Raw genomic sequence first — 12,717 nt, forward strand, 5'->3', positions numbered from 1 at the left:
CGCGCCGGATCGACCCGAGGAGTGCATGTCCGTCATGTCGTCCACCGACACGCTGAACGACCGCTTCTACCAGCACCTGGCTCCGGCCGAGTTGAGCGGTCGCGATCCTGACCAGCGCACGGCGATCTCGCGCTCGGTCGCCGACCTCTCGGCGGCCCGTCCCTCCGGCGAGGCGGCCGTGCAGGTCGTCAACCCCACCGTCGACGACCAGGGCTGGACCAGTCGGCAGACGGTCGTCCAGGTGGTCACCGACGACATGCCCTTCCTCGTCGACTCCGTGCTCGGCGAGGTGTCCCGGCACGGTCTGGGCGTCCACCAGCTGCTGCACCCCCAGCTCGTGGTCGACACGTCCACCGGCGAGGTCGTGGACGCGGCCCCGCAGGACGCCGGTGCGGGTCAGCGCGTCGAGTCGTGGATCCACGTCGAGATCGACCGGGTGCCCGAGCAGGAGGACCGCGACGCCTTGCTGGCGGGACTGGAGCGGGTGCTCGCCGATGTCCGCCGGGCCTTCGAGGACTGGGGCAAGATGCGCCAGCGCGCCCGCGCGATCATCGCCGAGCTGGAGATCGGTCCTCCCCGGACGGTCGACCAGGAGACCATCAAGCCCACCGTCGACTTCCTCACCTGGATCGACGACCACCACTTCACCTACCTGGGTTACCGCGCCTACGACCTCGTGGAGAGCGACGACGGCGCCGCCCTCCAGGCGGTCGAGGGCAGCGGCCTGGGCATCCTGCGTGCGACCACGGACAAGAAGATGCCCCTGAGCGAGCTGCGCCCCGAGGCCGCCCGGACCGCTCGGGAGCCCCGGCTGCTCACGGTCACCAAGGCCAACACCCGGGCCACCGTGCACCGCTCGGTCCCGCTCGACTACATCGGGGTGCGCCGCTTCGACGACCAGGGCACGGTCATCGGTGAGCACCGGTTCCTCGGACTGTTCACGCAGAGCGCCTACGCCGAGTCCACGACCCGGCTGCCGATCGTGGGCGCCAAGGTCCAGAAGGTGCTGGAGGAGTCCGGCTTCGCCGCGGACAGCCACTCGGGCAAGGACCTGCTCAGCGTGCTGGAGGCCTATCCGCGCGACGAGCTCTTCCAGGCGCCGGTGGACCAGCTGGCACGGACGGCGGGCGACGTGGTCCGGCTGCTCGAGCGCCCGACGGCCAAGGCCTACGTCCGGCAGGACGAGTTCGGGCGCTTCGTCAGTGCCCTGGTCTACCTCCCGCGCGACCGCTACAACACGACCAACCGCAAGCGGGTCCAGGCCCTGCTCGAAGAGCTCTACGACGGCGAGCTCGCCGACTACGCCACCCGCGTCGGTGACGGCCCGCTGGCGCAGCTGCACTTCGTCATCCGCCTGCCCCAAGGCACGCAGGTCCCCCAGGTCGACGAGGAGGAGCTGCAGGAGCGGCTCTCCGCGGCGACCCGGACCTGGGTGGAGGGGCTCACCGACGCCGTGGCCGAGCACGTCGACGACGAGGGTGCCGCCGGAGACCTCGTCGCGCGCTACGCCGACGCCTTCCCCGAGGCCTACAAGGAGGACTTCGACGGGCGGACGGCATACCTCGACCTGCAGCGCCTCGGGCAGCTGCAGGAGGCCGGGGGGACGGTGCGCCCGCTCGTCTACCGCGCCGAGGGTGACGCGCCGCAGGAGCGCCGGCTCAAGGTCTATCGTCGCGAGGAGATGTCGTTGACCGACGTCCTGCCCGTCTTCGCCCACCTCGGGCTCGAGGTGACGGTGCAGCGACCCTACGAACTGCAGAGCGCCGGCTCGACCGCACACATCTACGACTTCGGCCTGCGCGCGCGGGACGCCTCCGTGTGGGAGGGGGACGAGCACCGGACCGAGGAGGAGGTCGCCGCGGCCTTCGAGGACGCCTTCACCGCGATCTGGGGCGGCGCCGCCGAGTCGGACTCGCTCAACTCGCTGGTCCTCACCGCGGGCCTCGACTGGCGCCGCGTGGTCATCCTCCGGACGCTGGTGCGCTACCTGCGCCAGGTGGGGACCTTCAGCCTCGACTACCTCGAGGAGGCGCTGGTCGCCAACCCGGGCATCGCCTGGCAGCTCATCGAGCTCTTCCAGGCGCGCTTCGACCCGGACGAGGAGTCGGGCGACGACGAGGAGGCCCGTGCCGCGCAGGAGGCCGACGTCGCCGACGACCTGGCGCGCTCCCTCGACGAGGTGGCGAGCCTGGACCAGGACCGCATCCTGCGCGGCCTGGGCGAGGTGGTGCAGGCGACGCTGCGCACCAACTTCTACCAGCGGGACGAGGACGGCGAGCCCAAGGCGTGGGTCAGCCTCAAGCTGCTGCCGCGCAAGCTCGAGCTGCTCCCGGAGCCGCGACCCGCCTTCGAGATCTGGGTCTACGCCCCGCGCGTGGAGGGGAGCCACCTGCGCTTCGGCTCGGTCGCCCGCGGCGGGCTGCGCTGGAGCGACCGGCGCGAGGACTTCCGCACCGAGGTGCTGGGCCTGGTCAAGGCGCAGATGGTCAAGAACGCCGTCATCGTCCCCACCGGGTCGAAGGGGGCCTTCTTCCCCAAGCAGCTGCCCGACCCGGCGCAGGACCGTGAGGCCTGGGTGGAGGAGGGCACCGCCGCCTACCGCACCTTCATCAGCGGCATGCTGGACGTGACCGACAACCGGGTGGGCGGGGAGATCGTCCCGCCGGAGCGGGTGGTGCGCCACGACGAGGACGACCCCTACCTGGTCGTCGCCGCCGACAAGGGCACGGCGACCTTCTCCGACATCGCCAACGCTGTGGCCCGCGACTACGGCTTCTGGCTGGACGACGCCTTCGCCTCGGGCGGCTCGGCCGGCTACGACCACAAGGGCATGGGCATCACGGCCCGCGGCGCCTGGGAGTCGGTGAAGCGGCACTTCCGCGAGCTCGGGCTAGACACCCAGAGCGAGGAGTTCACCGTCGTCGGCGTCGGTGACATGAGCGGCGACGTCTTCGGCAACGGCATGCTGCTCTCCGAGCACATCCGGCTGGTGGGTGCCTTCGACCACCGGCACATCTTCCTCGACCCCGACCCCGACGCCGCGACGTCGTATGCCGAGCGGCAGCGGCTCTTCGAGCTGCCCCGGTCCAGCTGGGCGGACTACGACACCTCGCTCATCAGCGAGGGCGGCGGGGTCTACCCGCGGAGCCAGAAGTCGATCCCGATCACCCCGCAGGTGCGCGAGCGGCTCGGCCTCGACGACGACGTCGAGTCGATGACCCCGCACCAGCTGCTCCGGGCCATCCTGCTGGCGCCGGTCGACCTGCTCTGGAACGGCGGCATCGGGACCTACGTCAAGGCCTCCACCGAGACGGACCTGCAGATCGGGGACCGCGCCAACGACCCCATCCGGGTCGACGGTGCCGACCTGCGCGTCCGGGTCGTCGGTGAGGGCGGCAACCTGGGGCTCTCCCAGCGTGGGCGGATCGAGGCGGCCCGGCACGGCGTGCACGTCAACACCGACGCGATCGACAACTCGGCCGGAGTGGACACCTCCGACCACGAGGTCAACATCAAGATCGCCCTCACCCCGCTGGTCCAGGACGAGGAGCTCTCGCTGGAGGACCGCGACGAGCTGCTGGCCTCGATGACCGAGGAGGTCGCGCAAAAGGTGCTGCGGCACAACTACGACCAGAACGTCCTCATCGGCAACGGCCGCCACCAGCGCGGCGTCATGGCGACCGTGCACCAGCGCCTCATCCGGTACCTCGGCGAGCACGCCGGGCTGGACCCCGAGCTGGAGTTCCTGCCCGACGAGTCCGAGTGGGCCCGCCGGGACGAGGAGGGCACCGGGCTGACCAGCCCCGAGTTCTCGGTCCTCGTCGCCTACGCCAAGCTCGGCCTCAAGGCCGAGCTCATCGAGACCGAGCTGCCGGACGACCCGGCCCTGCTCGACTCGCTGATCACCTATTTCCCCGAGCCGCTGCGCGAGCGGGCGCGCGAGCAGATCCTCGAGCACCCGCTGCGGCGCCAGATCGTCGTCAACGAGATCGCCAACGCCATGGTCAACCGGGGCGGGGTGTCCTTCGCCTTCCGCGCCGAGGAGGAGACGGGCGCGACGCCGGCGCAGATCGCCCGCGCCTTCCACGTGGTGCGCTCGGTCTTCGGGCTCGGGGAGTTCACCGCCGCGGTCGAGGCGCTCGACAACCAGGTGCCGACCGATGTCCAGACCGAGCTCTACCTCGAGGTGCGGCGCCTGCTCGACCGCGCGTCCCGGTGGTTCCTCTCCAACCGGTCGCTGTCCACCGGCATGGACGAGGAGATCGAGCGCTTCGCGGAGCCGGTGCAGGAGCTGGTGCCGCAGCTCGGCACGCTGATGCAGGGCGAGGAGCGCGAGCGCTGGGCCGAGCGTGTCGCCTGGGCGACCGAGCGGGGCATACCGGACGAGCTGGCGCAGGCGTATGCCTCGCTGCTGGACAGCTACTCCCTGCTCGACGTCGTCGAGCTCGCGCGGGAGCTGGAGCGCGAGGTCACCGAGGTCGCGCAGGTCTACTTCGGTGTCTCGGAGGCCTTCAAGATCGACGACCTGCTCACCCACGTCTCGCACCTGCCCCGCGAGGACCGGTGGTCCTCGCTGGCGCGGGGCGCGCTGCGCGACGACCTCTACGGCGTCATGCGCGGCCTCACCCGCACGGTCGTGGACCGGACGGACTCCTCCGACAGCACCGAGGACGTCGATGCCGAGGAGTCCCTGGGCCGCGTCCTCGACTGGATGACCGAGAACAGGGAGGCGCTGGTCCGCACCAGCCAGGTGCTGCGGACCGTCAGCGAGATGAAGCAGCCGGGGCTCGCGCCCCTGTCGGTCGCCCTGCGGACCCTCCGCGGACTGGTGCGGCAGGGCTCCGCAGACTGAGCCCTGCGACAATCGTCCGCGTGGCTTTTCTGCGGGAGACCTTGTCGCGCTCGTCGATGTCCGGTGCGGACGTGGACTGGGTGCACCGTCTGGTCGGCGACTGGCAGATGCTGGCCGACCTGTCCTTCGCCGACCTCACGCTCTGGCTGCCGGTGCAGCGCGACGACGACGTCGACCCGCACGTGTCGTCGTGGTTCCTCGCGGCGCACGCGCGACCCTCGACCGGGCCGAACTTCTACCACGACGACGTCATCGGGCAGACCCCCAGCCCGGAGCGCGAGCGCTGGCTCACCGAGGTGATGCGGACCGGGCGCGCCGTGACGCCGGAGGAGGTGGGGTTCGTCCGCGAGCAGTACGTCCCGGTCGTGCGGACCGGCCGCCCGATCGCGGTGCTGGTGCGGCATACCGATCTGCAGAACATGCGCCAGCAGGGGGGACTGGAGGTCAACTACCTCCAGATCAGCCAGCAGCTGTTCGGCATGATCGCCGAGGGCGCCTTCCCCATGGACCACGTGGCCACGGGCGTCGGTCGCGGGACGCCACGGGTCGGGGACGGCGTGGTGCGGCTCACGGCGGACGGGATCATCGACTACGCCAGCCCCAACGCGGTGTCCGCGCTGCGGCGGCTCGGACACACCGACCACGTCAACGGTGCCGACCTCTCCGAGATCGTCACCGACCGGCTGGTCGACGGCACCAGTGTCGACGAGACGGTGCCGCTCGTCCTCACCGGGCGCGCTCCCTGGGGCACCGAGATCGAGACGGGTGTCATCAACCTCACCCTGCGCTCGGTGCCGCTGACCCGGGCCGGAGCCCGCGTCGGGGCGCTGCTGCTGCTGCGCGACGTCAGTGAGATCCGTCGCCGGGAGCGCGAGCTGCTGAGCAAGGAAGCGACGATCCGGGAGATCCACCACCGGGTCAAGAACAACCTCCAGACCGTGGCCGCCCTGCTCCGACTGCAGTCGCGCCGGCTGGACGACCCGAAGGCGCAGGAGGCGCTCGCCGAGGCCGGGCGCCGCCTCGCCACCGTGGCGCTGGTGCACGACACCTTGAGCCAGGGCTTCTCCGAGCGGGTCGACTTCGACGACGTGGCGCGCAGCATCCTGCGGGCGACGGTCGAGGTCGCCTCGACCCAGGTCGTCGTCGGGACGACGCTGGAGGGGACCTTCGGGTGGCTGCGCCCCGAGGACGCCACGCACCTGGCGATGATCCTCGCTGAGCTGGTGCACAACGCCGTCGAGCACGGTTTCGAGGAGGGGGAGGCCGCCGAGGAGCCGGCCCGGCTGGTCGTGACGGCACGGCGCGACCGGCAGCACGGCCAGGAGCAGCTGCAGGTCACCGTGGCCGACAACGGTCGCGGCTACTCGCCGTCCCAGACCGGGCGCGCCGGCCTCGGGACGCAGATCGTCGAGGCGCTCATCACCGACCTGCGGGGACGCATCGGCTGGGAGACGACGCAGCCGCACGGGACCGTCGTGCGGTTCACCGTGCGGCTGCGGGGGTCGGGTTCCGGCTAGGCGCCGGAGGGGTCAGCTCGCGCGTCGGGCGCGGGCCTTGCGTCGCTTGAGGGCGCGGCGCTCGTCCTCGGAGAGGCCGCCCCAGACGCCGGCGTCCTGGCCGGTCTCGAGCGCCCACTTGAGGCAGGTGTCGATGACCGGGCAGGTGCGGCAGACGGCCTTGGCCTCCTCGATCTGCTGCAGCGCCGGACCGGTGTTGCCGATCGGGAAGAAGAGCTCGGGGTCTTCCTCCAGGCACGCCGCGCGGTTGCGCCAGTCCATCAGATGTTGCTCCTTGGTCTCGGCCCCGGGGGGGCGATGTTCGGTTCTCGTCCGCCGACGGCTACGCTGAAGTCACGTCGTGCGACGAGCCTCGTTGTCTTCGTCTGCTGCGAAAGATGCCCCGACAGGGAGGTCGGCACCGTCGTCTACTGCCTGTGCCAACGCCACGGCCAAGCGCAGTGTTCCCATCCTCCCATCGCGACACGCCGTAGCACAAGGGTGTCCCTCGCCGGACTTCGCCTAAGTGGGTGAGGCATCAGTCACAGTGACGCGACGTGATGCGTAGGGTGGTCGGGTCCGTCCAGCCCAGATCCCCACCCTCCCCACACACAGGAGTCGGTATGCCGCGTCCCACCCCGTCCTCGTCGTTCGCCGTCGTCGGTGCCCGCGTCGTCCCGATCGACGGTGACCCGGTCGACGACGGCGTCGTGCTGGTGCGTGAGGGCCGCATCGCCGCCGTGGGGGTGCGCGCCGAGGTCGAGGTGCCGGACGACGTCGAGGTCGTCGACGGCGCCGGCCGCTGGGTGCTGCCGGGCCTCGTCGACGCGCACGTCCACCTCGGCGTCTGGGAGGAGGGCGAGGGCTGGGCCGGCCTGGACGGCAACGAGACGACCGACCCGGTCATGGCTGCGGCGCGGGCGGTCGACGCGATCAACCCGCGGGAGCAGGGGTTCGACGACGCGATCGGCGCGGGCATCACGACCGTCAACGTCAACCCCGGGTCGGCGAACCCCATCGGCGGTCAGGCGGTCGCCCTCAAGACCTACGGAGGCGTCGTGGACGAGATGGTGCTGCGCAACCCCTCCGGCATCAAGGCGGCGCTCGGTGAGAACCCGAAGCGGGTCTACGGCGAGCAGAAGAAGACCCCGGCGACCCGCCTGGGTGTGGCGCTGGTGATCCGGAAGGCCTTCGCCGCCGCCCGGTCCTACCAGAGCAAGGTCGCCGCCGCGGGTGAGGACCCGGTCGAGGTCGACCTCGTGAGCGAGGCCCTGGCTCGCGTGCTGGACCGGGAGATCCCGTGGCGGCAGCACTGCCACCGGGCCGACGACATCGCCACGGCCATCCGGCTGGCCGACGAGTTCGGCTACCGGCTCGTGCTCGACCACGGCACCGAGTCCTACCTCGTCGCCGACCTGGTGGCGGAGAAGCAGATCCCGGTCCTCTACGGCCCCATGATCGTGAGCCGCTCCAAGGTGGAGGTGCGGCACCGCAGCCCCAAGGCGCCGGGCATCCTGGACCGGGCGGGCGTCGAGGTGTCGATCATCACCGACCATCCGGTCGTGCCCATCGAGTTCCTCATCACCCAGGCCGCACTCGCCGTGCGCGAGGGCATGGACCGGGACGCCGCGCTGCGGGCGGTGACGCTCCACCCGGCGCGCGTGCTCGGGCTGGAGGACCGGGTGGGGTCGCTCACCGTGGGCAAGGACGCCGACCTGGCGCTGTGGTCCGGCGACCCGCTCGATGTCCAGTCGCGCGTGCTGCGCACCTGGATCGACGGTGAGCAGGTCTACGCCTACGACGAGCAGACCCGCTCCGGCCAGGTCCGCCCCCGCTGACCAGCGCCACCGGGCGTCGCGAATGGTTGCTACGTGACCCACCGGGCGTCGCGCATGGTTGCTCTCAGTGTCCCGGAGTGACCAGGTGCGGCTGTCTCTCGGCCCGCACGCAGTCCGGGCACAGCCCGTGTCCGGGTATGCGGTCGAACAGGCAGCAGCCGATCCGCATGAAGGCCTCGCGCGGCTCTTCCATGGCGCCCCCGACCCCGTCCGGCAGCTCGGCGCGCGCCCGACGGCGGCCGCCGGTGCGCAGGGCCGGGTCCTCCAGGAGGGTGCGGGCGAGCTCCCAGGCCGCCGGGCCTGACCGCGGACGGGCGCGCGCGAGCACCCTCGCCGCCCCGACCAGGCTCGACGCAGAGTTGCTGCGCAGCACCTGCGGCGAGACCCGGCCGACCCGCGCACAGGCGGCGTCGAGATCGGCGAGGCTGCCGCGGACGACGACCTCCACCAGCCGGGCGGCGGCACCCGAGACGTCGGGGACGGCATACCCGCGCTCCCCGTCTGCCAGAGCCAACGGCACGGTGCCGCGGTGGACCGGTGAGCCGAGCAGGTTCGCCGACCCCAGGTCCGGCACCCAGGAGTGGAACATCGCGCTGGCGACGCCGACCGACCACAGCCGCGAGGCGAGCCCGATCTGCAGTGCCGACATGGCGACCTTGGGGTCGACGGCGTCTGTGGCCTGTCCGGTGCTCGAGGCCAGCGCCGCGCGCACCTGTGCCAGCCGCAGGCTGAGCGGCTCCTCGGACAGCATCTCGGCCCAGGGGACCGCGTCGGTGCCCCCGGGATCGGCCAGGGCGAAGAAGCCACCCAGCTCGCCGAGCTCGCCCAGCCGGTCAGTCATGGGTGCGCTCGCTCCTCAAGGAGGCGTGCAGACCAGGCTGCCGGAGCGTGCAGACCAGGCTGCCGGTCAGGAGGAGGCACCACCTTCGGCGGCGGCGTCGCGCCGGGCCAGGACGGCCCGGGCGGCGGCGAAGCGCGCGATGGGGACGCGGTAGGGGGAGCAGGAGACGTAGGTCAGGCCCAGCTCCTCGAAGAGCGCGATCGAGGCGGGATCACCGCCGTGCTCGCCGCAGACACCCAGCTTGAGGTCAGGCTTGGTGCTGCGACCGCGCTCGGCTCCGATGCCGACCAGCCCCCCGACGCCGTCGCGGTCGATCGACTCGAACGGATTGCTGGGGATGACCTCGTCGGCGACGTAGGCCGACAGGAAGCCGCCCTCGGCGTCGTCCCGCGAGATCCCCACCCCCGTCTGGGTGAGGTCGTTGGTGCCGAAGGAGAAGAAGTCGGCGTGCTCGGCGATCTGGTCGGCCACGATCGCCGCCCGGGGGAGCTCGATCATGGTGCCGACGGTGACGTCCAGACGCTCACCGGCAGACTCCAGCTCCCCGGCGACGGTCCGCTCGACGACCTCGCGCTGCGCCTTGAGCTCGGAGGCGTAGGCCACCAGCGGGATCATGATCTCCACGCCCGACGTCTCACCCTCGCGCTCGCGCACGGCCAGCGCCGCCCTGATGATGGCCCGGGTCTGCATCTCCGGGATCTCGGGGTAGAGCATCGCCAGGCGGCAGCCGCGGGTGCCGAGCATGGGGTTCTGCTCGTGCAGCCGCTTGACCTGGCTGAGCAGCGCACGGGCGGACGAGAGCTCCTCGGCGTCGCCGCCGGTCAGCTCCAGCCGCTGCACCAGCAACGACTGCTCCACCAGGTCGGGGAGGAACTCGTGCAGCGGGGGGTCGAGCAGGCGCACCGTGACCGGCAGGCCCTTCATCGCGGCAAAGATGCCTTCGAAGTCCTGCTGCTGCATCGGCAGGATCTGCTCCAACGCGGCGGCGCGGTCCTCCTCGGTCTCGGCAAGGATCATCTGGCGCACGGCGGGGAGCCGGTCGGGCGCCATGAACATGTGCTCGGTCCGGCACAACCCGATGCCCTCGGCGCCCAGCTCGCGCGCCTTGGCGGCGTCGTCGCCGGTGTCGGCGTTGGCGCGCACCCCCAGGCGGCGCACGTCGTCGGCCCAGTCGACGATCGCCTGGAAGTCCTCGTTGATCTGCGGCGGGACCAGATCCAGCGCGCCGGCGTAGACCTCACCGGTGGAGCCGTCGAGGGTGATCTGGTCACCCTCGGAGAAGACGGTGTCGCCGACGGTGAGGGTCCGCTCGGCCGTGTTGATGCGGATGCCGCTCGCTCCCGCGACGCACGGCTTGCCCATGCCGCGCGCGACGACCGCCGCGTGTGACGTCATACCTCCATGGGCGGTGAGCACCCCCTGGGCGACGATGACGCCGTGGATGTCGTCCGGCGTCGTCTCGTAGCGCACGAGGACCACCGGCTCGCCGGCCCCTCCATTATCGGCGGCGGTGTCGGCGTCGAAGACCACCTCGCCCACGGCGGCGCCGGGGGAGGCGGGCAGGCCCTTGGCGACCGGCGTCTTGCCGTGGTCGGGGTCGATCGCGGGGTGCAGCAACTGGTCCAGCTGGCCCGGGGCGACGCGCTGCAGCGCCTCCTCGCGGGAGAGGACACCCTCCTCGACCATGTCGCGGGCGACCCTGAGCGCGGCGGCTGCGGTGCGCTTGCCGTCCCGGGTCTGGAGCAGGTAGAGCGTGCCGTCCTCGACGGTGAACTCGATGTCCTGCATGTCCTTGTAGTGGGCCTCGAGGTCCGCCATGGTCTGCAGCAGCTGACGGTAGGCGTCGGGCAGGACCTCCTCCATCTCGCCGAGCGTCTTCGGGGTCCGGATGCCGGCGACGACGTCCTCACCCTGGGCGTTGACGAGGAACTCGCCGTAGAGCTCCTTGGCGCCGGTCGAGGGGTTGCGGGTGAAGCACACGCCGGTCGCGGAGGTGTCGCCGCGGTTGCCGAAGACCATCTGCATCACGTTGACGGCCGTCCCGAGGTCGTCGGAGATGTCGTTGGCGCGGCGGTAGACGCGGGCGCGGGGGGTGTCCCAGGAGTCGAAGACCGCGCCGACGGCCCGCTTGAGCTGCTCCCGCGGATCGGTGGGCAGGTCGCGGCCGAGCTCGCGGCGGGAGACGTCCTTGAAGGTGCGCACCAGCTCCTGCAGGTCCTCGGTGGTCAGGTCCGTGTCCTGCTCCACGCCGCGGCGGGCCTTGAGCGCGGTGAGCTCGTCCTCGTAGGCGTGGGGTGCGACGCCCTCGACCACCTCGCCGTACATCTGCAGGAAGCGCCGGTAGGAGTCCCAGGCGAAGCGAGGGTTGTCGGACTCGGCGCCCAGGGCGTCGACCGTGTCGTCGCCGACTCCGAGGTTGAGGATGGTGTCCATCATGCCGGGCATGGAGACCACGGCTCCGGAGCGCACGGACAGCAGCAGGGGGTTCTTCCCCTCGGCGTCGCCACCCAGGGTGCGGCCGGTGCGCTCCTCCAACCGCTGCAGCGAGGCCAGGATGTCGTCCCACAGCGACGAGGGCCACTCACCGCCCGCCTCCATGGTCGCGATGCAGGCCGCGGTGCTCACGGTGAAGCCGTCCGGGACGGGGATCCCGAGGCGCTTCATCTCGGCGAGGTTCGCCCCTTTGCCCCCCAACTGTGGGCGCATCGAGGCGTCGCCCTCGGCCATGTCGTACAGATAACGGGCGGACTCCACAGACATCGTGACTGCGCTCCTCGCGTGGTTCGCGGGGCGCCGCTGCCCCGCACGGTGATGGTGCCTCGAGCCTACCGCTGCCCGGTCACCTGCCCTGCGCCGCCTCCCACCGCTTCTGGACCAGCTCGATGACCCGCCCCGCGGCCTCCTCCAGGGCCAGGTCGGTCGTGTCGATGACGGGGCATCCGAGGCTGCGCTGGATGCGCGAGACCTCGTCGAGCTCGTCGAAGATCCGCACCAGCTCGGTGTAGCCGTCGCGGTGCACCCCCGCGCTGCCCATCGCGCGCACCCGACGTCCGCGGATCTGCTGCAGCCGCTCCGGGTCGAGGGTCAGACCGACGATCTTCCACCGGTGCACCTCCCGCAGCTCCGGCGGCGGGTCGATCCCCGGGACGAGCGGGACGTTGGCGGTCTTGTAGCCCAGATAGCCGAGGTACATCGACAGCGGCGTCTTCCCGGTGCGGCTCACCCCGATGAGGACGATGTCGGCCTCCCGCAGGTGGTTGGACAGGTTGCCGTCGTCGTTGGCGATGGCGAACTCCATCGCGGAGACCCGCTTGAAGTAGTCGTCCCCCACCCCCACGGGGCGCACCACCCGCTCCGGGGCCTGCCCGGTGACCGCGCTGAGCGCCGTCACCGCCGGCTCGAGCAGGTCGGCGTGCGCCAGGCCACGCTCGGTGCACAGCTGGTCCACCCGCTGCCGCAGCTCCTCGTCGACGACGGTCGAGAAGACGACGGTACGCACTCGGTCCGGGTGCATGCGGGAGAACGAGTCGTCCAGGCCCTCCAGGCTGGACTGCCGTGGGTGCCGCATGATGCGGACGTCGTGGTCGGCATACTGCGCTGCGGCCGCCCGGGCCACGCGCGCGGCGGTGTCGCCGGTCGAGTCGGCGATGATGTGGACCTCGATCGGTGGGCGCGCCATGGACCTGAGGG

General features: G+C 71.5%; 7 protein-coding genes. 3 read left to right on the top strand and 4 right to left on the bottom strand.

Annotated elements, in window-relative coordinates:
- The first annotated feature begins 34 nt into the window (after positions 1-34).
- Together AC5PYY_RS09490 and AC5PYY_RS09495 are read left to right on the top strand one after the other, a co-directional pair.
- Entirely contained in the window at positions 35-4,852 is a 4,818-nt protein-coding gene (locus tag AC5PYY_RS09490) for an NAD-glutamate dehydrogenase (protein ID WP_493896575.1), read from the top strand.
- Between the two features lie 20 nt (positions 4,853-4,872).
- The gene (locus tag AC5PYY_RS09495) at positions 4,873-6,369 is read left to right on the top strand and encodes a sensor histidine kinase (RefSeq protein ID WP_493896576.1); all 1,497 of its coding nucleotides are present in this window, start codon (positions 4,873-4,875) and stop codon (positions 6,367-6,369) included.
- Positions 6,370-6,381: 12 nt separating this feature from the next.
- Here the strand turns inward: AC5PYY_RS09495 and AC5PYY_RS09500 are convergent, their stop codons facing one another.
- Complete coding sequence (locus AC5PYY_RS09500) at positions 6,382-6,630, bottom strand: WhiB family transcriptional regulator (RefSeq protein WP_010148753.1); 249 nt, start codon at positions 6,628-6,630, stop codon at positions 6,382-6,384.
- A gap of 341 nt (positions 6,631-6,971) precedes the next feature.
- On the opposite strand from AC5PYY_RS09500, the gene AC5PYY_RS09505 reads away from it, so the two are divergent.
- Positions 6,972-8,186 (top strand): amidohydrolase, encoded by a 1,215-nt coding sequence (locus AC5PYY_RS09505; protein WP_493896577.1) that lies wholly within the window; start codon positions 6,972-6,974, stop codon positions 8,184-8,186.
- Between the two features lie 64 nt (positions 8,187-8,250).
- Here the strand turns inward: AC5PYY_RS09505 and AC5PYY_RS09510 are convergent, their stop codons facing one another.
- The 3 genes from AC5PYY_RS09510 to AC5PYY_RS09520 all read right to left on the bottom strand — a co-directional run bounded on the left by AC5PYY_RS09510 (position 8,251) and on the right by AC5PYY_RS09520 (position 12,706).
- Positions 8,251-9,027, bottom strand: coding sequence for a (2Fe-2S)-binding protein (locus AC5PYY_RS09510; RefSeq protein ID WP_493896578.1), 777 nt, complete (start codon positions 9,025-9,027; stop codon positions 8,251-8,253).
- A gap of 66 nt (positions 9,028-9,093) precedes the next feature.
- Entirely contained in the window at positions 9,094-11,787 is a 2,694-nt protein-coding gene (gene ppdK, locus AC5PYY_RS09515) for a pyruvate, phosphate dikinase (RefSeq protein WP_493896579.1), read from the bottom strand.
- A 79-nt stretch (positions 11,788-11,866) separates the two neighbouring features.
- Positions 11,867-12,706, bottom strand: a complete 840-nt coding sequence (locus tag AC5PYY_RS09520) for a pyruvate, water dikinase regulatory protein (RefSeq protein ID WP_493896580.1) — start codon at positions 12,704-12,706, stop codon at positions 11,867-11,869.
- Between the last annotated feature and the right edge of the window lie 11 nt (positions 12,707-12,717).

Source organism: Serinicoccus sp. JS2-9 (assembly GCF_059025165.1).

Excerpts from the sequence above, each read along its gene's own strand:
- ppdK (WP_493896579.1), bottom strand. The coding sequence starts at position 11,787 with ATGTCTGTGGAGTCCGCCCGTTATCTGTACGACATGGCCGAGGGCGAC.
- AC5PYY_RS09505 (WP_493896577.1), top strand. The coding sequence starts at position 6,972 with ATGCCGCGTCCCACCCCGTCCTCGTCGTTCGCCGTCGTCGGTGCCCGC.
- AC5PYY_RS09520 (WP_493896580.1), bottom strand. The coding sequence starts at position 12,706 with ATGGCGCGCCCACCGATCGAGGTCCACATCATCGCCGACTCGACCGGC.
- AC5PYY_RS09500 (WP_010148753.1), bottom strand. The coding sequence starts at position 6,630 with ATGGACTGGCGCAACCGCGCGGCGTGCCTGGAGGAAGACCCCGAGCTC.
- AC5PYY_RS09490 (WP_493896575.1), top strand. The coding sequence starts at position 35 with ATGTCGTCCACCGACACGCTGAACGACCGCTTCTACCAGCACCTGGCT.
- AC5PYY_RS09510 (WP_493896578.1), bottom strand. The coding sequence starts at position 9,027 with ATGACTGACCGGCTGGGCGAGCTCGGCGAGCTGGGTGGCTTCTTCGCC.